This window comes from Tissierella sp. MB52-C2 (genome assembly GCF_030931715.1).
In the GTDB taxonomy this organism is placed as follows: domain Bacteria; phylum Bacillota; class Clostridia; order Tissierellales; family Tissierellaceae; genus Tissierella.
In genome coordinates this window covers 3,558,092-3,583,499 of the sequence record NZ_CP133261.1, presented here as the reverse complement: position 1 = coordinate 3,583,499, position 25,408 = coordinate 3,558,092, and the positions used below count along the sequence as shown (strand labels likewise).

Genomic DNA, 25,408 nt, shown 5'->3' with positions numbered 1-25,408 from the left:
TAATACAAAAAACATGGGTAGAATAATACCCATGTTTTACTTTAAATTCAGTTTTATTTACTTATAATTATTTTCTCTTGCTGTTGCTTCATCTTTAATCTCTTCTTTCATTCCTTTAAGAGATTCTTCTCTTCTTTTATTTTTTTCCATTAATGCTTCTTTAGTATTTTCGTCATCTGTTTTTGCAATCATTTCTTCTGCAAGATTATAATTTTTGATGGTATTATCAATATTAAATTGTATTTTCTCAACATTATCTCTTCTATCATCTGGTTTAGGTTTGTTATTCATAATTTGCATCTCCTTATCTTTATTAGTTTATTTTTTATCTAAAAGGAACTACAGCCTTGTTATTTATCTATAAGCTGTTTTTGTCCCATTTCAACTAACTTTCTAGTCATCATTCCACCTACTGGGCCAGCGGTAAATATATTTTCTACTGGATTTAGATTTGAAAGATTATTTGATAGCCCCATTTCATTGGCTATTTCCATCTTCATTTCCTCTAGAGCTTTTACAGCATTAGAATTTAATGGTGTCTTTTCCAAAATACTCACCTCTATATCAACTTTTTATTCTTTATTATTTTGTATTTTTTATGATTTTAAATACTAGGTAATTTAATGAAAGTCATAAAATCAATATTTTATAAACTTTATCATAGCTTATATACTGGAGTTTACTTTAGATTAATAAAACTAATTTCACAAATTTTATTAGAGATTACATGAAGAGATGTAGTTTTTATCAAATAAATTTAATCCATAAAATATTAAATATTTTATGGATTAATTATTCTTTGCATATATAAATGGAAATATCTTAAATGGTTTACAATATAAGGCAATACTAAAAAATATTCTTTGCAAAATGAGGATTTTTTAGTTAAATTATATTTATTTTGTATAAGGTTTTGTGTATAAGATTTTATGGGCATTAAATTTCCTAGCTTGAGTTTTCCATCCTCTATTAGCAATTAATGTATATAACCAACTAGGTATTATTTCTTTTGATACTAGATTTATTGCCTCTAAAGGGATACTTTCATTCTTAGCTATTGTATCTATAGTTATATCTAAAGATTTTGCTATATTTCTAGTCATGCCACCTGAATTTTTAATTGGCATGCCATTTATTGCAGGACCACATCCTATAGCAAGGCCACCAAGCCATTGAAATCCAGCATTATCTGCAAATATTTTACATATTTTAAGAGCTGTATTACTATGAAATGATTCTGGAAAACCATTATTTACAATAGAAATGAACCTTTGCTTTTTAAAACTTAACATTCCTTTTCTATTTTGTCCTATAAGCTCAAAGGCTTTAATCAAAGGAGATGGTAAACTGTCTACGTATAAAGGGGCAGAGACTATAACTATATCAGCATCATTTACCTTGGAAAATAAAACTTCTACATCATCCTTTAGAATAGAAATTATATGAAGTTTCTCAGAAGTGTATCCTTTTTTATGCAGCCCTTCAAGTACATAATTTCCTAGGGATTCAGAGGTACTGTTTTTCTTTTTAGGACTTCCTATTAGTAATAAAGCCTTTTTGTCATTTAACATATTCTATCCCCTTCCTATCACTCAATTTCTCTCTTATTTGATGTTTAATCTGTTCCTCTGATTTATTATATATCGTTCCTCCACTGAAAGAATTATACCAATTTAAAGAATTTCTCTTAATAAGATTATTAAATACTTCTTCCATTTCATTATCTTCCTCTGACATCAATCCTAATGCTACTACCTCTGGATATACTTTATATCTCTCCTTATGATGCACTTCTCCATTAATCTTTTTAAAAAATGGAAGCAATAAAGGAATTATTCTATCTAAAGCCTTTTTAAGTTCAGATGAATATCCTCCATAGACTACAGGGGTAAGATATACTACTAAATCCATATTAATTATAGTTTCTGTAAGCACTCGTCCATAATCATCTATTACACAAATTCCAGGAGTCTTTATCCAGCAGCCAAAACATCCCACACATTCTCCTATTTTCTTTTCATTAAGTACGATTGATTCCACTTCATAACCCTGTTCAATAAGTTCCTCTTCAATAAGCATATTTATTCTTTTCATACTTTGATCGTCTTCTAATGCGCCATTAAGTATTAGTGCTTTCACTTATACTTACCTCCCTTATCTATTATCTAAATCCTTTAAGAATTTTTCATACCAACTAGCCATAAATTTCAAATGATCTATACCAAAATAAAGTGTTGATATTTCAAAATACCCTGCCTTATGCCTAATCTCAGCTTCAAGACTTTCAAGTTCCTCTAACTTTTTATTAATATCTTCAATTAACTGCTCTATAAGTTTTGAAGCTTTTTCCTTTGGAAGTTTCTCATAAAAAAATATTTTAGCAAGAATATCTTCATAAGATCTCATAAAATCTACAGGTTCTTCTAGCCATTTAATAAATACATCATTTCCAGCTTCATTGATACAATATACCTTCTTGTATTTTCCATCCTCTATAACCTTAGTAGAGTTTATTAAACCATCTTTCTCTAGTTTATTTAATGCAGGATAAATACTTCCAAAACTTGCATTAGCAAAATTTGATGTACTTTGAATCATAATTTGCTTTATATCATACCCTGTGAGGTTTTTATATGTTAAAAAACCTAAAATTATGAATTTTATCATTAGCATCATCCTTCCTTAATGTCACTATATCGTTTCGATATATATCATATAGCTATATATGCTAAAAGTCAATATAATATATTAAATTTATAGGTTAAGCTCTTGATATTAAGTATTAAAGCAGACCTTTCCTATTCCTTATAAAAATAAAAATGCTAAACATATATTTAGCATTTTTATGGCAATAAGATAATCTCAAAAACATATTTATAACTTTACCTATATTACTCCATTCTACACCATTTCATCTCTACACCATCTTCATCATACTTCTTTCTTTTTCCGGTAATTCTTTCAATATCAATACGTATTACACAAGTAACCTTTAAAGACCCTTCAATAGCTGCTTCAAAATACGGCATATTCCAAGGACTATATTTTTCTGATAACAACCTTAGGCCTAAGATTTTTTCTTTCTCATCTTCAACAATATTAGCCCTACCAAAAACTACCGTTGATTCAAATTCAGTGGTAAATTTTTGACTGGCTATTTTTCTAAATGTTTTGGGGTCTTCCATAGCTTTTTCTAATTCTCCAGTAGGTCCTGGCGGTGGGACATTCACATCTCCAACAAAAGACATACATATTTTAGAATTTCTTTTTATATTTTCTATTTTACTGCCTTGATATGCAGAATGGATATATATTTTATTATCACATCTAGCAATAGAAACTGGAACACAATAAGGAATTCCTTCTTCATCAATAGTAGCTAAGGTTCCAAATTCAGCTTTATCTATGATGGAATAGGCAAAATTATCATCCATCTTTCGATCCTTCCTTCTCATTTCCTTCATAAAATCCCTTGTATGATATAGTCAACGACTAAAATCATACTCTCCTTTCTTTTTTATTAATATTATCCGCTATAATTGAATTAGACACTGTGGACTTTTTATAAAATTCTATAGCTTGACTATTCGAGGGAGTGTATTGCAACTGTCTTATTTAAATCATTTATAGTTGGATAAGTTTTAAACTTTTATCTCCCGCAAGGCTATGAGAATAAGACTAGGTGGACCAAAACAGTTGTCAATTTATCTTTAAGGATGTGGTTCTATGATTTATGTTGGCATTGATATTGCCAAACAAAAACACTTTGCCGCTGCTATGACCGCTGGTGGTGAAGTCTTAATTCAACCTTTTGGGTTTACTAATGATTCTGAAGGTTTCTCTTTGTTAGTGTCCAAGCTCAAGACCTTTAATCATGAAATTCTTCTAATTGGACTTGAATCAACTTCTCATTATGGAGAAAACCTTATTTGTTATCTTTACAATATGGGTTATCATATTGCTGTTATCAACCCTATCCAGACTGCTACTTTAAGAAAGTCAAATATTCGTAAAACTAAGACTGATAAGGTTGATACTATCTTAATCATTAAATCAATGATTTTAAACAACCATAGGATTTTTACTCAGGATGATATTGATTCAATTCGCCTAAAAAGCCTATGTCGTTTTAGAGAAAAAACTAAAAAATCTAAAAACTTTTCCTCTTCAATTAAATATTATAAATTAAAAAACCCTAGTAGAATCTTTACTAGGATTTCGTAAAAGTTGTATTTTAATTTACAAGTTTATCTACTAGATATTGAAGTTATCAATAGATACCTTAATGGTATTAACTACTTCATTTAAGTTTCCTGAATGAGAAGATATTTCTTCTATTGAAGCTAAATTTTCCTCATTGTTAGCAGAAACTTGCTCGGTAGCTGCTGCAGTTTCCTGTGAGATAGCAGAAACATTTTCTATAGCCTCCGTAACAATAAACTTCATATTAATCATTTCTTCACTATGCTCTTTTACTTCTACAACTTTTTCAAGTAAGGCATCGATAGAATAAGTAATATCATCAAAAACCTTTTCTGTTTCATGAACAGCTTCATCTTGTTCCTTTACTGTGTATATTACCTGTTCCATTGCATTTACAGCAATATTAGACTCTTGTTGTATATTCGATATCAAACCCTCAATTTCATTCACAGCTTTAGAAGACTGCTCTGCCAATTTTCTTACTTCGTCAGCAACTACAGCAAATCCCCTTCCTGCTTCTCCTGCTCTTGCTGATTCAATGGCAGCATTCAATGCCAGTAAATTAATCTGACTTGCAATCTGCTTAATTACTTCTGTAATAGTTCCTATATGTTTAATACTATTATCTACATTTTGTACTATCTGATTTACCTCTAATGTTACCTGACTATTTTCTTCTGACTTATTTGTCAATAAATTGACTATTTTATACCCCAACTTACTGTCTTCGCTGGCTTTCTGGGCAAATTCATTCATTGTTGATGTTTTCTTACTAATACTCTCCATGGTGTTGCCAAGCTCTTCCATGGCAGAAACGCATATTTCTGCATTACTTGCTTGATCCATAGCATTGCTAGCTACATCTTCCATAGTCTTGGCTATTTCATGGGTAGCTATATTAGTCTGCTCTGAGATACTATTCAATCCTTCAGACATCTTTATTAGAATATCTAACGGATCTTGAATGTCTTTAATTGGTTTCTTCATATTCTCAACCATCTGATTAAACTCTTCCATAAGCTTTCCCACTTCATCAGTGGATTTTACTTCTACTTCTATATCAAAGTTTCCTTCAGATATTTGTGTCATCCCCAAACCAAGTTCTTTTAGAGGATTCAATAACATTTTTTTCATACAGATTACTAATAATACTATACCTATCAATATACCTATTACTGTGAATAAAATCTCTCCAAAATAACTTGGCATTTGCATCATTTTTCCTATGGTTTTGTGCAACAATATGCCTATTATATTTCCAAGTGCGGAAGTTCCGAAAGATACTAAAATAAACTTCCCTAAAATGCTAAAATTCCCTTGCTTGCATTTTTTGATCAAGCTCTTAAATTTATTTAATGTTCCCTTCATGGCCTCTTCTCTCCTTATTCTTAACTTACCATGTTCTAGAATCATATACAAAATTTAAAGTCTTTTTTCTTTTTTAAAGATACGTTAAGAAACTGAACTTAGCAACATAATCTGTGTAAGTTCAGTTTCTTTGAAAATAGACTTATTCTAGAAACCTTGACTTTTTAACCAATCATCAGCAGACTTTTCATCTGTAAAAATCTCTGGCTTCATAAGTCCTGCACCACTTCTTTGCATCTGCATCTTAATAATACTACTTTCCACTACAATAGCTGCTTTCGCTAATCCATTTTTTGTAGACCAACTAACATGATTATTAATTTCATCTGTGATATTTGAAGTTTTATAGTTTTTCAACTCACTTATCTTAGCCCAAGGTTTTCCTCCAAGAAGAGGTCCTATTTTGGTAGTGTATTCATTATGCATTCTATTATAGTCTTCTGCTTGCCACATTCCTGTAACATACTCATACACTATCCTTCTCGTAGTATCTACCTTGATTTTATACATACCTTTTGCATCTTGAATTAACATAATTTCTCCTCCTAATTTTTTTTAGTTTCTCCTAAAGCTTTGAATCTATCTGCAACAGGAGCTGGTTCACTCCCGTCGGTAACTAGTTCAATTACACAAGGACCGTCTAAGTTTTCTACGAAATCCCCTATATTCTCTAACTGCTCCATGGTGGAAACCTCTATGGATTTTATTCCAATAGCATTCATCATACTGCTAATAGAAATTCTTTGCTGTTTAAATCCTTCCACAGTCCTTCCATATAGAAATTTATGTCCATGCTCAACATATCCAAGCATTGCGTTATTAATAACAATGAAAATAATTGGCATCTTATATTCCTTTGCTGTTAGAATTTCCATTCCATTCATGAAGAATGAACCATCTCCAGTAAATATAGCCATAGGTTTATTTGGTTCTGCTAAGTGTGCGCCTACAACACCTGCAACCCCAGAGCCCATAGCTCCATAGTTCAAGCTAATATCAAAATCTCCACCTGATCGTATTGGAAGATATTTAAATAAAAAGTTCATATATTCTCCAATGTCAGAAACATAGTAAGTATTTTTAGGTAAAATTTCTGTAATTTTTTCTAAAAGTAGTCTAATAGATAGACCAGTATGATTTTGAACGTACGGTCCATTTATTAAAGGTCTTTCAAATGACCTACTTTTTGTATTTACACCTTTTATCAATTCTGGAATAACTTTCTCCAAGTCATGGTAAACCTCTACATCTGTTTTGAAAACTTTTCCTAACTCTTTTTTATCCCAGTCTACGTGTATAACTTTTTTATCCTTTACTAGCACCGGATTATAGTTACGAGTAGCAGACTCACCCAAACTAGAGCCTAATACCAAAATACAAGTAGATGGTCCATCCTCTACATAATCTGTAGACGAGTCGGTTCCCGAAAATCCATAGTTACCTAAGTTCAAATAAAAATCTGTAGGTACAACGCCTTTTCCTTCTGGTGTTGTAATTATAGGCCACTGTAATTTTTCACTTAGAGCCTTTACTTGCTCTGATAGCCCTCTGCAACCCCTTCCCACCATAATAATTCCATCTTTTTCTCCGTTTATGACTTCTATAGCTTTATCTATGGACTCATCATCAAACATAACTTGAGGAATTGCTACTTGTTCAGGCATTGACTCAATAAGCTCAGAAATCTGTATATCAATAGGTATAGATACATGAACAGGTCCCATAGGAGGAGTTAAAGCAATTTCCATAGCCTCCTTTAATGTAGACAGTACACAATTCTCATCAAGTACGGTTTTACTATACTTTGTAATAGGTTTTAATATTTGTTCTGTATTTAGTTCTTGAATAGCGCCTTTTCCAATCTGCCATCTATGTACATATCCTGTTATAAATAGAACAGGTACCTTAGATCGCATTGCATCACCTATACCATTAACCATATTGTTAGTCCCAACACCACCAGCAGCAATACAAACTCCCATCTTTCCAGAAATACTTGCATATTTCGCAGCCATATAAGCTGCCCCTGCTTCATTCTTAGTAATGATAGGTTTAATGCTTACATCATTCATCGCATCATAGAGAGCACTTACAGTACCTGCCGACATACCAAAAATATATTCTACCTGATTTTGTTCTAAGTATTCCATGACTCCATTAGCAATTTTCATATGATGCTACCTCCTTAATTTATATTTTTATCTATTCATATAATCTTTAATTAAAGTTTCACATTTTTTTATTTCCTCAAAAGTAAATTCATGAGGTTGTCCAATAGAAGCTATACATATAATCCCTTCCAAAGTTTCACTTTTCATTACAGGGACTACTAGGATGCTATCTATACCAAATAGGAAAAAAGCATTTGAAGAAAGTTCATTTCTATTTACATCAGAAATTGCAATAGGTTCTTTTTCTTCTGCGATCTTCATGAGTATCTTATGTTCTTCTATATAGACTACATTTTTAGCATGGATATTTTTCCATTGTTCCATAGCTAATGCATTCGTCTTAGTCTTATAAATAGGGTGAAGCCTGCCATCTCTGATCTCATGATATCCAATATCTTCAATACCTGTTGTATCTTGTATTTTTTCAAATAATTCATCCAGAAACTTTTCTTGCATTTTCTTCCCTCCATTTCTTATAAATATGATCATAAGGAATTTTCAAGATATAATAGAAATCTGCAATAAAAAAGACAGATAGCCACTAAGACATGCTATCCATCTTCCATAGCAAAACTTAGCAGCTTGGCAGTCATAGAACAAATTCCTTAGACCCATAGCTTTGCGTCCTTATCTTTCAATAAGTTTGCCTTGTTAATGTTGTACTTTTTTGTCATTAAAGAGATTATACCATAAAAAATTACCAAAATATGTAAAATTTTGTAATATTATATGTATTTCTTGTAAAATTCTTATAAAATGAGTAATTTATTCGAATTTTGGGGTTTTAAAAGCTAAATAATTAAAAATCAGGACTTAAGTCTTAATAAATATTGGAGTTTTGCTGGAGTCTTTTTCTATTCTTCCTTTTTCCATAAAAAAATATTAAAAACGAATTCTGGAGAATTCGTTTTTAATATTTTTTATAATTTTATGCTATCTTCTCTTAATTGGTTGTTTTTTATTTTAAGACAACTCATCTTTTATTTATCTCAATTCTTGGTCTAACCTATTCTTTACTTCTTCTGGAGTTAATCCTCTAGCATTTATTACTGGTGCATTAGTTTCTGTATCACTGATTCCCATCATGTCAGTATTGTATCCTGCTGTTACTATTGCATCTAAACCACTTAGCTTTTTAATATTTTCATCTATTGAACCACTTAAAGATTCAACTGTATATCCTGACTTAATTAAGTAACCTGCCACATTGGTTAATCCTTTTTCTATACCAATCTTTTTCATATTCATCACCTCATGGTTTATTTTGTACAATTCCTAATATAATATACTCTAGATATTTTATTGATTCACAGTATATATTAGTTATTCTATAAACGAAAAGTACTCCCTAAAGGAGTACTTTTCGTTTATGCAGCTATACTTATATTTTCTATGTCTTCCACTACATTTCTTATCCATTTTTTAGATTTAAGTCTTTTGGCTTCGAAAAATATCTTAACTACTTCTTCTAAAGTTATTATTAAAAATACCTTTTCTAGAGGCATTTTGAAATATACTGCTGATATGAATCCTGCTGGAATTGCAAAACACCAAACGGTTCCAAGTTGAACTAACATGGAATAAGTAGTATCTCCACCACCTCTAAATATACCTACTATCATAATTACATTGAAAAATCTTAAGGGTGCAAAAACTGCCATAATCCTTAGTACCGAAATGGTAATATCCAATGTATCTTTATTAATTTTAAATAATCCTACAATTATTGGTGCAGCCATCCATAATAATATTCCTGATATTAATCCTACAATAGGAGCTAATATACCTAGCTTTGTTGCATATCCAACTGCTAACTTTTCCTTTTTAGCTCCTATTTGGTTTCCTACCATAATTGCAGCGGCACTAGCTAATCCTATGGATAGAACCATGAACATATTGTTTATGGTATTGGCTATCTGCATACTGGCTACTTCACGAATACCAATTTTAGCATATATAATTGAATACACAGATAATCCTATTGACCATATTAATTCATTAAGTATTACTGAATAAGAAGTTTTAAAATACATCTTTACAAACTCAATATCAAAGGATAGATTATCCCTATTTCTATTAAAGACAATAGAGTTAGATCTATAGGCACTAATAACTACAAATATCATCTCCATAATTCTAGCAATACTTGTAGCTATGGCTGCTCCTGCTACTCCCATTGCTGGAAATCCTAAATGTCCAAATATCAATGCCCAGTTTAAAAATACATTTGTTATTACTCCAATTAAGCTTCCATACATAGGTGGTTTTGCTATTCCTATACATCTTAATACAGTAGAGTAAGCCTGAGTAATACTAGTAAGTATAAAGGTTATAGATATTATCCTAAGATATTTAATTCCTAAATTTACAACTTCAATTTCTCTAGTAAATATGCTTATGATTTCTCTTGGAAATAATACTGCCGGAATAAAGAATATAATTGAAGCTATAAGGCTTAAGATTATATCTAGCCTTAACATCTTTCCTATATTTGAACTATCTTTCTTGCCCCAAAATTGAGACATAAATATACTTGCTCCAGCATTAATCCCTGATAAACATAAAGTAAATATAAAAAAGTATTGATTAACTAAACCAACTGCCGCAATTGAGCTTTCTCCTAGTCTCCCAATCATTAAATTATCAACCATATTCAATGATGAACTAATTAAGTTCTGCAAAGTTATAGGTATAACCAATGTAAGAATAGCGAGAAAAAACTGCTTGTTCTTTAATGTCTTTTTCATTTATGTCGTCATCCTCCTATTTTTAGACACAAAAAAGCAAATGGGTATTGAAAGCTGCCCATCTGCTTTAATTTTTATTGTGTATTTAGTATAAACTGCCCATGATAGTATATATTAGTTTTTATTATCTGTCAACATTAATACTTTTTATTCTCATATTTTTATTTTAGTATTATTTTAACCTTTAGTGGAAAAATACTTGTATTAAATAATCCTATTATTATATGAAGGTAGGTAATATAAATGGAAAAAAGATTTCTTGCACCTTCTGAAACTGCAAAAGCAATTATTATTTCTGCCGAAACAAAAGCTAGTTTATCTACAGTAAGACTATTAATATTAGGAATAATGGCTGGCGCCTATATTGGTCTTGGTGCCTTTGCATCTATTGTCATTAGTCAAACCTTAGGAAATATTGATATTGGATTAAAAAAGTTTTCAAGTGGTGCAGTTTTTCCTGTAGGTCTTATGCTAGTAGTCTTTTCTGGAAGTGAGCTTTTTACTGGAAATAACTTAATGACCATGGCTCTAATGGATAAAAAAATATCTTTCAAAGGGCTAATGAGGAACTGGTCATTAGTATATTTAGGAAACTTTCTTGGCTCCATAGCTTTAGCTTGCTTAATATATAAATCCCAATTAGTAAGTGGTCCTGTATTAGATACAACCCTTAGTGTAGGAGTTGGTAAAATGAGTTTAAGTTTTCAGAGTGCATTTATAAGAGGAATACTCTGTAATATATTAGTTGTCCTTGCAGTATGGATATCAGCTTCAGCACAGGATATTATCTCTAGAACATTTTCATTATGGTTTCCTATAATGTTGTTTGTCCTGTGTGGATTCGAACATAGTATAGCTAATATGTTTTTTATACCTCTAGCTAAGTTTGCAGGACTGAAATCCCTTTGGTTAGATATTTGGATTTCAAACTTAATTCCAGTAACTTTAGGAAACATTTTTGGTGGTGCAATAATAATACCTACTGTTTATTATATTACTTATATTGTTCCAGCTAAAGAAAAATAATAGGGTATTTTTACCCTATTATTTTATAAATATTAGTAAGATATTTATAAACAACTATTCCAACAATTCCATACCATCTATTTCATCATTTCCAGATATAATATTATATAATTTTGCCACGGTAGCTTCCTTATAAGGATTTACAAAGATTTCACCTATACCAAAGAAAAATAAACCTAAAATATACCAGCCTATAAAAGATAAATCCAGTACGAACATATCCCATTTATGTCCATCTGTCATATCTATACTTCTCCTTATTACTTCATTTGATGGCAAATTAGGCTCTTCCGCTAAAATATATGGTACCATACTATATTCATATGATTTTATTATGCCAGGAATTATTAAAGCAAAATACCATAATAAATTATATAGACTTCTTAAAAACTGTGTCTTTATAATATCAAAATACTCCAAAGAATTGAATGTAGAAAATAGACTTCTTACATTGACATCATCCTTAAATCCTTTTAAGAAAAATCTTTTTAGACCTACTTCAAGGTTATATCCTACAGTTATCAATAGTAAAATCAGTCCAATACTTACTATTGCAGCACTTCCCCATACTAAATAAAATATAGGTGTTCTTCCTAATCTTCTCAAGCTAAAGTTTATTACTGGATTATTAGTTTCAAATACAGTTTGATCTCTAAATTCATAGATTGTTTGTTCCTGGTAGTTCCTCTCAGAATGTCTTGATGAACCACCATTGCTACCTCCACTTAGGATGGATACGATAAGACACACTAGAAAAGCCTTCCAATAGTGTTTCCTTAAGAATTCTTTAGCATAATTCTTAATATATTCTCTATTCCACATAAAATCACCCCTTTCCCAGTTTATACTTACCCTTATTATATGTAAACTATGCGGAAAAGAGACAGTTTTTTAAAAGTTATAGATTGTTTTAACAATCTATAACCTTTATTCCATTTGCTATGACTATTTCTTTTAATTCTTCTTTTTCTTTTTGCCCTATGGATTTTAATTCTAAAAATTCTTCCCTTACACCAAAGGGTCTATAGCTTATTAGTTTATAGGTGAGATTAGGATAAGGTTTCAAAAGCTTTGTTATATTCTCTACAGTCTCTCTATTCTTATGTCCTTCAATAAGAACGGTTCTAATTTCCTGTAGTTTTCCTATACTAGCAAGGTATACTGCATTTTCAATTACAGTTTTATTTGATCTTCCAGTTAATTTAATATGCTCATCTTCGTTCATGGATTTTATATCAAGCATAAATCCATCTGCCGCCTTAACTAATCCGTCCATTATTGGGCTTTTAAGAGAAATAAATCCATTTGTATCTACAAGGCTTGTAAGTCCTAAGGATTTGACTTTAGTAAAAAGTTCTTCTAAGAATTCAAAATTTAGAGTACATTCTCCACCACTTGTAGTTATTCCTTCTATAAAGGGAATATTTTCCTCTATCTTCTCCATAAGATCATCTACTGTATATTCATGGGTCTTTGGAGTAGAACCATGGGGACAAACCTTAATACAGGTATCACAGTCTATACATTTATTTTCGTCCCAAATTGCTTTTCCATCAATCATCTTTAATGCTCCAACTGGACAATGACTAACACATACTCCACAATTAATACATTTTTTTATGGTTTCAGGATTATGACAATAGCTACAATTAAAATTACACCCTTGGAAAAATATAGCTGTTCTATTTCCAGGCCCGTCAACTAGAGACATTGGTATTATCTTATTAATAGTGGCTGTCTTACACATTTTGCACCTTTCTCTCTAAAATTCCATATTCATTCAGCGGATCTTGTGCATATTGAACTGTGTCATAGGATACTTGTTCACCCCTATTAAACTTTTCAAGGTCAGATTTCTTCACAAGGTAACCTGTGACTCTTATAAGGTCTCCATCCTCTTTATAGCAAGAAATATATCTCATATTTAGTTTAAAGGCTCCCCTAAATATATCTAAAATAGCCTTTGGATTTTTTTCTGCTGTACTTTCAAAAGGAAAGTGATCTCCTGTTCCTGATGGAAAGTATTGCTGTAGTCTAGCAGCTGTTCTAATATGTTGATATATATCAGGCTCTTTACCAATTTGGATTCTTGTACCTGCCGTCGTGCCTTTATCGTTGGCAGCTCCTACTTGGGCATGAAGCATAAATTTATTGTTCCATACAGGTGAATATTTTGAAGTAAAGTTATTTACCAGTTCCTCTACCTGATCCATAATCTTTACTCCTAATTCTTTAGCTTCTTTATCAGTACCTAGCACCAAAGTCTTACCTTCTTTAGCTGATAGGGTTTCAATACATTCATGAAGCCCTACAACTCCAAACAGCCCTACAAAGTTTTCAAGCTTGACAAATCCTTCTCTAACTAAAAAGTTGCTTTCGAAAAAAGATGTCTTATTTACTAAAAAGTCAATCTTACTTTCCATAAAATGCAGTAAAGTGTCTACAACTTTAGGAAGCTCTCTATTTATAAAATCATCTATGTCTTTAGAATCATCTGCTATTTTATTTAGTCTAATTCTTGATAGTGTAAACGCACCACCTGTAGTTGGCAAAGCATTATAACAACTTGCAATTCCGAAAGGAATGCCATTGAAGTCTTTTTTATAATATGATAAATTTGCAAAGGCTGGATTTGCAGAATCTAATGAAGCCTTAATTGCCTTTTCAGCAAAATTATCAGGAGTTATTTCTGAATCATACAGAAGTGTCATATTTGGCGTTACATTTTGTAATTCACCAATAATATCTAAAATAATATTTCCTACTTTTGTTTCATAGGGTCCAATATTTGCATGACAGAAGGAATCATTTATAGTTCTATCTAATTGAATTAAAAATAGTTTGATTTCTTCTATGACATCATCATTTACTTCATCTACAAATGGTTCTAAAAGTGTATCAAGAGATCCTATATATACTGGAAATCTTGTTATACTTGGAACATGATGATAAAATATTAAAAGGCTATTTATAGCCTGTCTTAAATTTTTTGCAGGAGTAAGTCTTAAGAATTCTGAACCTTCTCTTAAAAGCTTTTCATAATCAGGTAATATATATCTAGGAGCATAAGGAGCGTGCCCCTCGTCTAAGTCACATATCTTTCCCTTATTATACATTTCATAGAATAAATCATTCTTTAATATAGGATAATCCATAACATTTTCTGCAATTTTTGATAATCTGTAAGTTTGCTGTTCATATGTTAAGGATTGATTTTCTATGGTATTCATAACTTCTTTTTTTATATCTTCAACTTTATCGAAAATTTCCATTTCATAACCTCCATAAATAGATTACTATTTCTTTTATTTATTATATAATAAATAAAAGAAATGTAAAAGGGGAGTTAATAACATAACAAACCACTTGTGGAATCCAAGCGGTTTGTTAGTTATTGTTAAAATCTTTATCTTGTGATTAAAATTTTTTACCTGATCTTATTCATGCTCTTACATTTAAAAATTTGATAATAGAGACTCAGTTACAAATACCTCCTCTGATTAAATCTAATTTTTTATTAATTCGCTTTCTTAAAACATCAAATAAAAATCTTTTTAATTCACTGCTGGTATTGTTATATTTAAGAAAAAAATCATCTGGACTATTGAAAATGCCTAAATCGTCTGTAATAGAAAAGCTTTGAATATATGTGCTTCTCCCCTGCCAACATACATTTATTTTTTCTTTATCCTCTACAGAAATCCCATAACCTATATATCCCTTATTAAAGTTATAAAGATTATCTTTCACTTGATTAAGATAATCTTCATCAATGATTACACCTTCTAGAGCTATCCATTCATCATTGAAATACACTTCAGACCAAGCATGAACTATTTTTTGGGGAGCAAATAAATAGGTGATTTCCGTTAGGGCTCCTTTCTGCATTTTTTTATCAATGTGAACTACTCACCACTTATAGAAGTTGGAGCTTCCGAAGAAGTTTGATAGCTAAGCTATCCTTATTCTTTTAGGCGTATCCACTTCGCCTCTATTGTATAGGATTCTTAGATCCACAACTTTACTTTTCTTTAATATATTTAGTGCTACATTTACATCTGCATTTAAGGTAGTACCTGTACTTGTTTTATATAGTCCTCTTTTTATTCTTTCTCCACTAAAGTCCCTTGAGGTTTTATCTCCTATTGTTGGTATTTCATCTTTATCAAAGAAACTTGCTTTAGATGTATAGCTTTCTTCTTGTTTTATATAGGTTATATTGTATAGTTTACATAGATAGTCTAACTTATCTTTTATATTTCCTATAGGGATATTTACAAAGCTTTGATTGTTGATTTTTCCTATATTTATTTTATTTTGTATATCTTCGTTATATCCTAAGACTATTGTACCTATATCATTATTGATACAGTAATTAATTATATATCTACAGGATTTATTTATATAGTCATTGACTTGATTATTTCTCTTTTTAGTAATTATTACTTGATATTTTGTTATCCCTTTTATTCTTTGTTTATCCTTTATACTCTGGTATTTAGCCATTTGTTTGTTATACCATTGGTTTATGGATTTAAGTTTATTTCCATCTACTATGAAAGATTTGCCTTTATTGGTTACACAGGTTGCCAGATTATTTATTCCTAAATCTATTGAAAGTGCATTTTGCTTATTTAATTCCCTTTGCTCTTCTTCTACCTTATAGGTATATTGAATTTCAAAGTACCTTCCAGATAGTTTAGGTACTATTCTAATCTCTTTTATTGCTTTATCTTTTAATATTGGTGGTATTGTTATTATGATAGGCTTATGATTCCTTTTGTATGTATTGGAATAGGGAAGTATTAGTTTATTATTATTAAGTCTAACAAATCCAATTATTAGTGTGAAAAATTCTTCTTTTTTAAGATATTTAGGAATATTTACTTTAGAATTATATTTACCTAGTTTCTTTAGTTTGAGAAGTTCAAAAAATGATTTAAATGTTCCATCTACTTCTCTTAGTATTTGTTGACTCATATTGCTATTTAGTATTTTGTAATTCTCATTATTTTTACATAGTAGATTATTCTTACCATAACTAAGATATTCACCTGTTTCAAAGAAATATTGTCTAATATTATATAGGGCTACATTATATAGATTTTTAGCAGTATGAGATAGTTCCCTTAAGATTAGATATTCTTCTTTGGTAAGGTTTTTAACTTGTTGCTTTACTGTTAAATACACTTTTTTTACCTCTATTCTATGAATATACTTTATCACAGAACAGAAGTTTGCTCAATGCGTTTATTGCCAATTATTGCAATTCATCACCCACTTATAGAAGTGGATGTATTCTTGCTGGCCTTTTTGATAAAAAAGCATATATCCTAGATAAAACCTAAGTAAAATCGAATAATATTATTTAATCTAAGTATTTGTTATCTTAGCAAAGTAGGAAAAGGATTCCATCGGCGAATATGTTAATATATAGTTATCCTAGGAAAATTAATTCTTTAAAGGAGGGATTCTTTGGACTATGTAGATTTGATCCAAAAAACCATAGATTATATTGATGATAACATTGGCGAAAAAATAACAGTTGATAAATTAGCAGAAATTGCAGGTTTTTCTACCTATCACTACTATAGGGTCTTCCATAGTTTCGTTGGAATTCCCGTTATGGAATATGTCACAAGACGAAAACTTCAATATGCTCTTTCTGAACTTAGTAATAATAGAAAAATACTTGATATTGCCTTAAATTTAGGGTTCGAAACTCATGCTGGATTTACAAAAGCTTTTAAAAAATGTTTTGGATATACACCAAGCTTTTACAGACTGCACGCACCAGTAGGTTTTCCACAGAAAGTAGATTTGAAAAAAATTAAATCCAATAAAATTGGAGGTATTATAATGCAGCCTAAGATAATAAATAGGGATTCTTTTAAAATAGTAGGATATGAGTTTAAAACCACCCTGAGAAATAATGCTCACTCTAGGGATATTCCTGCCTTTTGGGATCAATGTAATATAGAAGGTAAGGAAGCACATTTATATAAAACACAGAACCCTTCTAGACATGGAGAATACGGAATTTGTGTAAATACAAATATGGAAACTGATGAGTTTTCTTATATATTAGGCATAGAAGTAGCTGACTTTGATTATGCAACTGATGAAATGTGTACACTTGAAGTACCAGCTGCAACCTATGCTATCTTCACAACTCCTTCTGTAGCTTCAGATGATGATAGTTTTGTAAACTCAATCAAAGGTACTTGGAAATATATATTAGAAGAATGGTTTCCAAACTCTGGCTATGAAATTGATGATTCCAAGCTCGATTTTGAATTCTATGATGAGCGTTGCCATTCTTGGGAATATGAAAAAATCTGTATGGATATTTATATTCCAATAAAAAGGAGGTAAATCAATATGTTTAGTTTTTATAGTAAGCTTTCCACAGAAGTATACAATATAGATAAGCCCATTGGCCATTCATTTGGAGATGTGGAATTTTACACGGAAAGACTTAAAGGTATTAAAGGAAGGATTCTGGAACCAGCAGTAGGAACAGGGCGTATCTTAATCCCACTGCTAGAGGAGGGATTTACTGTAGATGGTATAGATTCCTCTGCTGAAATGCTGGATCTATGCAGATCTCATTGTAAAGAAAGAGGTCTTACAGCTGACCTTTATGAAGAAAATATGGAATCTTTTTCTCTGCCTCATAAATATGAAGCAATTATTATTCCTACAGGCTCTTTTCTATTACTACAAGATTCAACAGAAGCTATTAATGGATTAAAATGTTTCTATGAACACCTTTCAGTAGGTGGACGTCTTATTGTTGATATATTCATGCAATCAGATTTTAATGTTGGCCGTACTTCAACAAGAACTTGGAGTACTCCTAATAAAGATTTAATTACTTTAAACGAGTCACTAGTAGAAGTTAATTTCATTCATCAATATACAGTTTCTCATTTTCGATATGAAAAATGGCATAAGAACCAACTGATACAGACTGAACTTGAGCGTTTTCCATTAAAATGGTATGGCGTAGAAGAATTTAGATTAATTTTAGAGAAGGTCGGATTTAGGGATATTACTATCTCCTCTGATTATAAGTTTGGTATATATCCTACAGATAATAATCAAGTCATCACCTTTGAAGCATATCGAAGATAAGGATATATGGAAAATGGATAATATATAACTTTCACAGTTAAAATATTATCCATTTCTATGTTTTTAGGAATATCTTGGTAGAAATCTCTTGATTCTAGTTTAGTTACAAATGCCACCTCTGATTAAGTCTAATTTCTTATTAATTCTTCTTAAAACATCAAATAAAAATCTTTTTAACTTGCTGCGTGTATTATTATATTTAAGAAAAAAGTCATCGGGGCTATTGAAAATCCCTAAATCATCTGTATTAGAAAAACTTTGAATATATGTGCTTCGCCCCTGCCAACATATATCTATTTTTTCTTTATCCTCTACAGAAATCCCATAGCCTATTTAAATCTCACTGTAGTTTCATTTTAGAACCTTTTCATCACAAATATTATTTTCTACAAGAATTAATCTTTTTAAGTAATCTTCCTTTGTTAATCCAAATAGAATTTCATCATGATATCTTCCATTTGTATAAATATTCTGCTTACACACACCCTCTTGTTCACATCCAAGCTTTTCATGCATGGCAATAGATTCTAAATTACCTTCTAAAATACTTGCACAATATTTATTTAATCTTTTTTCCATAAAAGCATACTTAAGCATTATTCTCATCGCAGCAGTACCATAACCTTTTCCTCTATACTCCTTATCAATCTTTGTTGCAATTTCAAAAGTTCCATGTTGTTCATCACCTAGTAATATATTTATTCGCCCAACAAGAGTACCATCTAAAGTATCTATAGCGAAATAAGTTCTATTATTAGTTATTGAAAAATCCTTAATTCTTTCTGAAAACTTTTGTGATGCTACAACTGTTGGTGGCAATGAAAGTTCACAATCTGCTAATCTTAAAGTTTCACTATCAAAATTGGTGCAATAATCCCAATTCCAATCATCTGCACTCCAAGCTCTTAATCTGACCAAATCATTTTGCCAATAATAATTATCATATACTATCTCTCTCATAATAAATATCTCTCCTTTTATCGTATTCAAGACACAGAATTTTAGTTGCACTGTTTTAATTCCCCATATCCCCTATTAATAATGTAATAATATCCTTTTCCTTCAATTTAATTGTTTTGTATACACCAAAACGGGGGTCATATAATCACCACCAATCTTTTTATATTCATTTGATATGTTATATGGAAATTTAGATATTAGGTTACCTTATTCGTAATATTTAATTTTTAGCAACAAAAAAGCCATAAGAAGAAATAATCTACTTATAGCCTAATATCAAGCATAAAATATTATATTAAAATCATATAAGGATAAATGTATAGCTTTAGAATCAAAGACAATACATTATACTATATAAAGATTTTAATTCATTATAATAGTTATTTATAGTTAAGTAAGTGACCTTCTAAATTGTTAATTCCATAAAAAGCATAACAAACAAGCCTAGATTAGGCAAAATCAATAATTTCTAAGAAATACATATTAATCTTTGATTAATATTAACAATTTAATATCATCATCGCTTACTTTCCTCCTTAAACTAAGATTTCATAGTATCATAACTTACAATTATCTTTTTGTCAATATACTTGCAATATTTATTTGCTATCTTCAATTCAACAATGGTGTACACTTTCCGCTATAATATATACATAAAATATGAAGTGCTCTAGTACAGGCAGTATAAAGCAGCAGCCTTTCATCTTCACAACAGTAATTCCCATTTCCTACATTATAAATAAGCACAACGTCAAATTCTAATCCTTTAGCAAGATATGCTGGTATCACCAATGTATCATTAACATAGTCATCATCATCCTTCATTATGGCCTTAATATGAATCTTATCCTTTAGAAAATCATATACATCATTTGCTTCCTTTGCAGTCCTTGTTATTATTCCAATGGATTTATATCCTCTCTCCTTATATATTTTTATATCATTAAGGATTTTCTCCTTTATTTCCTCCTCTTTCGAAAATCCAATTAATAATGGTCTATTTCCATTTCTTTGTATACTTTCATCAACAAATTTACTATTAAGTAGCTTCCTAGAGAATTCAGTGATTTCCTTTGTAGACCTGTAACTTTTAGTTAAGTTTATTATACAGGTGTTACTCTCAGAAAATATATAGGATATATTATTATAACCTCCTATATTCATAAACGGATTAATAGATTGATTTAAATCCCCTAGTATAGTCATATTTGCAGATTCAAAAAGCTGACAAAATATTTCATACTGTAGAGGCGTATAGTCCTGGGCTTCATCAATAATAACATATTTAATATCCGAAGTTTTTGGGATATCTCCCAAAGCAGCTTTTAGATATAGAAGGGGAATCTGATCTTCATAATTAAGTTTCTGAGTCTCTAAATTTTTTATAGTATAATTTCTAATTTTTTCAATTTTCTCTTTACAATATGGTATATTTAAATTCCTACAGAAGAACTCTAGATTTTCAAAAAATCCCTTGTAAATCTCTGCTAAATTAAACTCTGTTATTCTGTCTATTTCATTATATATTTCCTTCATTTCATTATTTACAATAGAGATACTATCTTTTAATATTTCCATTTTATTTATATATGATCCCGTATCCTCCAATTCACCTACAACTTTCTTTATCCTGTCTTTTTTATATGGATCTAAAAGAAATAATATTCTTTCCTTAATTTTTTTTAATCTCCTTTTTAGAGGAAGCCTTATATAATCTTTGAAAAATAATTCTTCTAAATCTTTAGATGATACTACTAACATATCTCTAAAAATAATATCTGTAAATTTTCTATCTATTTTTTCAACATAGGTCACATAATATTTTAATATATTTACAAATTCCACAGTAGATTTATACATTATATTAGTAATTCTGTTTTTATAGTTTAATTCATTCTTTGAATTTAAAATATATTCCATCATATCACAATAACTTTCCTTTATAAACTCACCACCTAATGCCATATGCATATATTCCTTAAAGGTAGTTTGATACATATTGTCTTCTCCCAGCTCTGGTAATACATTAGAAATATAATCATTAAAAATTTCATTGGGTGAAAATATTACTATATTCCGAGGCGTTATCTTATCACGATATCTATATAGAAGGTATGCAATTCTATGAAGAGCAATAGAAGTTTTTCCACTTCCTGCAGGCCCCTGAACAATTAGGACTTTGTACTCTTCATCACGAATCACTCTGTTCTGCTCTCTTTGAATTGTTGTTACTATGGCCTTCATCCTATCGTCAGTACTTTTACTCAAAATATCTTGAAGCATTTCATCATCTATCTTAAGATTGCTATCAAACATATACTCCATTTTTCCATTATTAATTTTGTATTGTCTTTTTAGTATAAGTTCCCCTTCCATTACTCCTTCAGGACATTTATAACTAGCCTCTCCAATTTCACAATCATAAAACATACTAGAAATTGGTGCCCTCCAGTCATATACAAGAAAATCAAAATTATCATTAATAAGGTTTGAAAGACCTATATAATATTTCTCCGCCTCATTCTCTACATCTTCAATAAAATCGATTCTTCCGAAATAAGGTGATGAAAGTACCTTCTCGTATTTTTCTTGAATTTTTCTAGTTGATTCGTGGCTTATCTTTTGTGTCCTCATAAAATTAATAAATTGCATAAAGTCTGTGATTTGATCCATTCCGTTTGCTATGGAAACTGAACCTACTTCCTCCCATAGTTCCTTCTGTGTTCTAATAGCATCTTCTCTAATCTTTTCTTTTAAATTGTTGTTGTTATCATACTGTTTCCCTGCTTCTTCAAGTACTTCTTGCAGCCATTCATCTTCAGCCTTCCATTCAAAATTATCTCTATTCATGATATAACCTCCTTATAATAAATAATTTAATAAAATTATTTAAAAAAACCATTGACATTGACTTCGAAAAGTTGTATACTATAGTTGGATGATAGTACCCGCTCTTATAAAATGGCGACATAGTTTTATGTTATCATTCTTGTTTTGTTATGTCAATAAAAAAGACATTTGTCATTAAACGAATGTCTTTTTCTTATATAAAGTATTTTTATGCAAGATATGCCCTATCATCAGATTTATAAATCTACACAATATATACGAGAACTATTCCCCAAGGATATAAATCCATAAGACTAATGAAATCAAACGTAGATTTTGTTATTTTATATTTTTAAATTCACTTTCTAAATAACTCAGTATTGATTCCTTGCTTTCTGGCTCACCATGTCCTATCATATAAATATTAAAATCAAAACCTTTAATTAATTCTATATAGTTTTTTAACTTATACTTATCATATTTTCCATCATTATCATAATGATCTTCACAATCTGCGTCACCAATAAAAATAGTCTTTTCTTCGGGTATATAAATCAATACTGAATCTACGGAATGTGGTGCATTAACTTCAATAATCTCACAACAAATTCCACCCAAATCAATCTTTAAAGTCCCACTAAATTCTATATCGGAAGTTATAACTGTTATATCTCCCCTATTTGAATATTCTATTTTAATACATCTATCGCACATTTCAATGTCTTTACCTTTTTCAAGCCTATCTTTCATATTATCATCAGACCATCCCCATGTTGCAACTTCTTTTAGTTTTTCATTTGTCAAATGTCCTGAAATTGTTTTTCCTGACACTGCATGCATTCCGAAAGTATGATCCCAATGCCAGTGAGTAATCACAGTATAATCTGGTAACCTTAAATTCGCATTTCTCAATTCATTGTAAAATTTCTCTACATGCTTACTTGAGTTCCCTGCGTCTACTGCCAGTGAATACTTATCTCCTTTTATATACCCAAGTATAGGTCTATCCGTTTCTTCCTCAGCAGGTAAATAGTAGATTCTTTCAGATATCTTTTTTAGTCTCATAATCCTCGCCTCCAAAAACTCAACGTTTCATTTGTCTTTTTAATTACTTTCTACAGACATATTATAAATATACAGGTAAAACTCCACTCATTTCTAAGATCAATTTCAATATATCTTTTAAATGTTATACTAAATATTTATAATTATAATGTTCCTATTCACTGTTTGAATTTCTGTTTTCGATAAGATAAAGTCCACGATATTATTACGGTGGACCTAAAAGTTATTCTAATAATTTGTGAGAACATAATCCATTCGTTTACACCCAATAGCAGAAGCAACTGAACTACATTTTGCTCTCAATAGATAGAATATATTCTTATCCTTAATATCACTCAATGTTTCAAAATTCGCTTGTCCCTTACTTATAATAAGATCTGCTTTACTAAATTCCCTCTTAAATGTACTTGAGCAATCTTTTATTATCGTTCCTTGCGCAGAATGCCCATTGTCAATGACTTTTACTAAGTCTACAACACCTGTGCTTATTGCATCGTCCATAGTCGCATCATTAACTATTGGACCTCCTTTCACCACATAAGTAATTTTGTTTGTTGGAAGCCTCTCTAATAGGAATTTATCAAATATAATTTCACCCGAATTGTCAGCAATATACATAATGTTATTTGACTTTTCTACTGCTTCTCGTAGAGCAGTTGTTCCAGTTCCAAAAATATCATGTTTAATACTGTCCTCAACCGACTTAACAATATCCGAATACTCTAGATTAAGTCCAGCTGAAAAGTCTATAATATTCCCTGAAATAGCCAATCTACAAGCCATATCGAAGGGATCTTCTGCCTTATCTAACCATTTTTCTTCAATAATTCTCTCATAAATCTCTTTAGCAATTTCATTGTACTGTTCCTTCAATATTTTATATGGATCATTAATACCAGTAATATTCTTAGCATGTTGATGCATCCTAAAGGCTATTTCAGGTGCTGTTTCATTGAAATTCATTTCTCCTAATTCTTTCAAAGATCTTTTTATTATATCTTCTTGCATTGCAACATTATTTGTCGCTTCTTCAGCTATTTCTACTGCTTGTCTAGCAAGACAGTGGATACATTCACGTGATATTTTCATATGATTTCCTCCTAATGATGATGTTTGGTGAACTTTCTTCTTATATTCCCTTCTCTAAAATCTCCATAGATGTTATATAATAATATCCTTTAGGAGGATTATCTAAAGCCTCTTTATCAGAAATAAATATATAGTCTTTTCCTAAATGCTTAGCTGCTATACATAAATGACAAATTCCTATGCCCATGTCTATTTGATTCAGCCTATTATATATAATTCCTTTTATCAAATTTGATTTAACACAATATGCATGAATCTTATTTTTATCTACTTTAAAATACCAGGGTTGACTATTTACTGCAGATGGTGCCAGACGAACTGCCTCTAGCAATTCATCTCTTTCTCCATTATCTCTTATTTCTTCAATTGCTTTTCTTTTAAACTCTGATACATTGTCTCTATGTATATTCTCCGCTGGTTTCCCAAATGCTAAAGCAATGATATAGTTTAATTTAGATTCATTTACTATTTCCTTCTTAGGTTGTGTCATGCCTGCCCAGCAGCTCCCTATTCCATTAGCTGATAAAAATAAGTCCACTTGCTGAAGCATAAATCCTGCATTTGTTATGTGCTTTTCTTTTTCTTCAGAATATACTAGGAGATAGTAAGGTGCTTTAATAGGGAATAAATTTCTAACTACTTCCCCTGTTACAATTTTCATTTGAACTTCTATATCTTCATACATAGGCTTTAGGCTGCTAATATAATCTAAAACATCTTGGAGAATATTATTATCAAGTGATGATAAGTCATATTTTCTAATGGATTTCCTTTTGAAGATTATATCGTAGAAATTAGTATAATCCACTCCTA

General features: G+C 30.4%; 26 protein-coding genes and 1 riboswitch. Of the genes, 4 read left to right on the top strand and 22 right to left on the bottom strand.

Features of this window, described 5'->3' with window-relative positions; all coding sequences use genetic code 11:
- Positions 1-57: 57 nt before the first annotated feature.
- From tlp to RBU61_RS17980, 6 genes are all read right to left on the bottom strand, one after another.
- Entirely contained in the window at positions 58-291 is a 234-nt protein-coding gene (tlp, locus tag RBU61_RS18005; RefSeq protein ID WP_308877050.1) for a small acid-soluble spore protein Tlp, read from the bottom strand.
- Between the two features lie 59 nt (positions 292-350).
- Complete coding sequence (locus RBU61_RS18000; RefSeq protein WP_308877048.1) at positions 351-557, bottom strand: alpha/beta-type small acid-soluble spore protein; 207 nt, start codon at positions 555-557, stop codon at positions 351-353.
- Between the two features lie 339 nt (positions 558-896).
- Positions 897-1,571 carry an NAD(P)H-dependent oxidoreductase gene (locus tag RBU61_RS17995; protein WP_308877047.1) on the bottom strand — a complete coding sequence of 225 codons (675 nt, stop codon included), beginning with the start codon at positions 1,569-1,571 and terminating at the stop codon, positions 897-899.
- A complete protein-coding gene (locus tag RBU61_RS17990) occupies positions 1,561-2,139 on the bottom strand; it encodes a flavodoxin family protein (protein ID WP_308877046.1) in 579 nt (192 codons plus the stop codon). Before RBU61_RS17990 ends, RBU61_RS17995 begins: the two co-directional genes overlap by 11 nt.
- 15 nt (positions 2,140-2,154) lie before the next feature.
- Entirely contained in the window at positions 2,155-2,667 is a 513-nt protein-coding gene (locus tag RBU61_RS17985) for a PadR family transcriptional regulator (protein WP_308877045.1), read from the bottom strand.
- 224 nt (positions 2,668-2,891) lie between these two features.
- Positions 2,892-3,434, bottom strand: a complete 543-nt coding sequence (locus RBU61_RS17980; RefSeq protein WP_308877044.1) for a pyridoxamine 5'-phosphate oxidase family protein — start codon at positions 3,432-3,434, stop codon at positions 2,892-2,894.
- 292 nt (positions 3,435-3,726) lie between these two features.
- Between RBU61_RS17980 and RBU61_RS17975 the strand changes: the two genes are divergently transcribed.
- On the top strand, positions 3,727-4,224 hold the full coding sequence (locus RBU61_RS17975) for an IS110 family transposase (RefSeq protein WP_308877043.1): 498 nt from the start codon (positions 3,727-3,729) through the stop codon (positions 4,222-4,224).
- A gap of 30 nt (positions 4,225-4,254) precedes the next feature.
- Here RBU61_RS17975 and RBU61_RS17970 read toward each other — a convergent pair whose 3' ends face one another.
- From RBU61_RS17970 to RBU61_RS17945, 6 genes are all read right to left on the bottom strand, one after another.
- A complete protein-coding gene (locus RBU61_RS17970) occupies positions 4,255-5,571 on the bottom strand; it encodes a methyl-accepting chemotaxis protein (protein ID WP_308877041.1) in 1,317 nt (438 codons plus the stop codon).
- Positions 5,572-5,718: 147 nt separating this feature from the next.
- Complete coding sequence (locus tag RBU61_RS17965) at positions 5,719-6,105, bottom strand: hypothetical protein (RefSeq protein ID WP_308877040.1); 387 nt, start codon at positions 6,103-6,105, stop codon at positions 5,719-5,721.
- A gap of 11 nt (positions 6,106-6,116) precedes the next feature.
- Entirely contained in the window at positions 6,117-7,742 is a 1,626-nt protein-coding gene (locus tag RBU61_RS17960; RefSeq protein WP_308877039.1) for a thiamine pyrophosphate-binding protein, read from the bottom strand.
- A 27-nt stretch (positions 7,743-7,769) separates the two neighbouring features.
- Positions 7,770-8,198 (bottom strand): GAF domain-containing protein, encoded by a 429-nt coding sequence (locus RBU61_RS17955; protein ID WP_308877038.1) that lies wholly within the window; start codon positions 8,196-8,198, stop codon positions 7,770-7,772.
- A gap of 117 nt (positions 8,199-8,315) precedes the next feature.
- Positions 8,316-8,400, bottom strand: a riboswitch (cyclic di-GMP riboswitch).
- Positions 8,401-8,726: 326 nt separating this feature from the next.
- Positions 8,727-8,984, bottom strand: coding sequence for a YkuS family protein (locus tag RBU61_RS17950; RefSeq protein ID WP_308877037.1), 258 nt, complete (start codon positions 8,982-8,984; stop codon positions 8,727-8,729).
- Between the two features lie 125 nt (positions 8,985-9,109).
- Positions 9,110-10,489 carry an MATE family efflux transporter gene (locus tag RBU61_RS17945; RefSeq protein WP_308877036.1) on the bottom strand — a complete coding sequence of 460 codons (1,380 nt, stop codon included), beginning with the start codon at positions 10,487-10,489 and terminating at the stop codon, positions 9,110-9,112.
- A 243-nt stretch (positions 10,490-10,732) separates the two neighbouring features.
- Between RBU61_RS17945 and RBU61_RS17940 the strand changes: the two genes are divergently transcribed.
- Positions 10,733-11,515, top strand: a complete 783-nt coding sequence (locus RBU61_RS17940) for a formate/nitrite transporter family protein (protein WP_308877034.1) — start codon at positions 10,733-10,735, stop codon at positions 11,513-11,515.
- 54 nt (positions 11,516-11,569) lie between these two features.
- Here the strand turns inward: RBU61_RS17940 and RBU61_RS17935 are convergent, their stop codons facing one another.
- The 5 genes from RBU61_RS17935 to RBU61_RS17915 all read right to left on the bottom strand — a co-directional run bounded on the left by RBU61_RS17935 (position 11,570) and on the right by RBU61_RS17915 (position 16,705).
- Positions 11,570-12,337, bottom strand: coding sequence for a DUF975 family protein (locus RBU61_RS17935; protein WP_308877033.1), 768 nt, complete (start codon positions 12,335-12,337; stop codon positions 11,570-11,572).
- Between the two features lie 88 nt (positions 12,338-12,425).
- The gene (locus RBU61_RS17930; RefSeq protein ID WP_308877032.1) at positions 12,426-13,262 is read right to left on the bottom strand and encodes a YjjW family glycine radical enzyme activase; all 837 of its coding nucleotides are present in this window, start codon (positions 13,260-13,262) and stop codon (positions 12,426-12,428) included.
- Positions 13,255-14,787 (bottom strand): YjjI family glycine radical enzyme, encoded by a 1,533-nt coding sequence (locus RBU61_RS17925; RefSeq protein WP_308877031.1) that lies wholly within the window; start codon positions 14,785-14,787, stop codon positions 13,255-13,257. The genes RBU61_RS17930 and RBU61_RS17925 overlap by 8 nt, the downstream gene beginning before the upstream one ends.
- 205 nt (positions 14,788-14,992) lie before the next feature.
- Positions 14,993-15,403, bottom strand: coding sequence for a hypothetical protein (locus RBU61_RS17920; protein WP_308877030.1), 411 nt, complete (start codon positions 15,401-15,403; stop codon positions 14,993-14,995).
- Between the two features lie 63 nt (positions 15,404-15,466).
- Positions 15,467-16,705, bottom strand: coding sequence for a transposase (locus tag RBU61_RS17915; RefSeq protein ID WP_308877029.1), 1,239 nt, complete (start codon positions 16,703-16,705; stop codon positions 15,467-15,469).
- Between the two features lie 285 nt (positions 16,706-16,990).
- On the opposite strand from RBU61_RS17915, the gene RBU61_RS17910 reads away from it, so the two are divergent.
- Together RBU61_RS17910 and RBU61_RS17905 are read left to right on the top strand one after the other, a co-directional pair.
- Positions 16,991-17,890, top strand: coding sequence for an AraC family transcriptional regulator (locus RBU61_RS17910; protein ID WP_308877028.1), 900 nt, complete (start codon positions 16,991-16,993; stop codon positions 17,888-17,890).
- Positions 17,891-17,896: 6 nt separating this feature from the next.
- Positions 17,897-18,652, top strand: a complete 756-nt coding sequence (locus tag RBU61_RS17905; RefSeq protein ID WP_308877027.1) for a class I SAM-dependent methyltransferase — start codon at positions 17,897-17,899, stop codon at positions 18,650-18,652.
- A 351-nt stretch (positions 18,653-19,003) separates the two neighbouring features.
- On the opposite strand, the gene RBU61_RS17900 is transcribed toward RBU61_RS17905, so the two are convergent.
- The 5 genes from RBU61_RS17900 to RBU61_RS17880 form a co-directional block, all read right to left on the bottom strand.
- The gene (locus tag RBU61_RS17900; RefSeq protein WP_308877026.1) at positions 19,004-19,612 is read right to left on the bottom strand and encodes a GNAT family protein; all 609 of its coding nucleotides are present in this window, start codon (positions 19,610-19,612) and stop codon (positions 19,004-19,006) included.
- Positions 19,613-20,224: 612 nt separating this feature from the next.
- A complete protein-coding gene (gene helD / locus RBU61_RS17895; RefSeq protein ID WP_308877025.1) occupies positions 20,225-22,462 on the bottom strand; it encodes an RNA polymerase recycling motor HelD in 2,238 nt (745 codons plus the stop codon).
- Between the two features lie 318 nt (positions 22,463-22,780).
- On the bottom strand, positions 22,781-23,506 hold the full coding sequence (locus RBU61_RS17890) for an MBL fold metallo-hydrolase (RefSeq protein WP_308877024.1): 726 nt from the start codon (positions 23,504-23,506) through the stop codon (positions 22,781-22,783).
- Between the two features lie 228 nt (positions 23,507-23,734).
- A complete protein-coding gene (locus tag RBU61_RS17885; protein WP_308877023.1) occupies positions 23,735-24,595 on the bottom strand; it encodes an ARMT1-like domain-containing protein in 861 nt (286 codons plus the stop codon).
- A gap of 40 nt (positions 24,596-24,635) precedes the next feature.
- Positions 24,636-25,403, bottom strand: a complete 768-nt coding sequence (locus RBU61_RS17880; RefSeq protein ID WP_308877021.1) for a nitroreductase family protein — start codon at positions 25,401-25,403, stop codon at positions 24,636-24,638.
- Positions 25,404-25,408 lie beyond the last annotated feature (5 nt).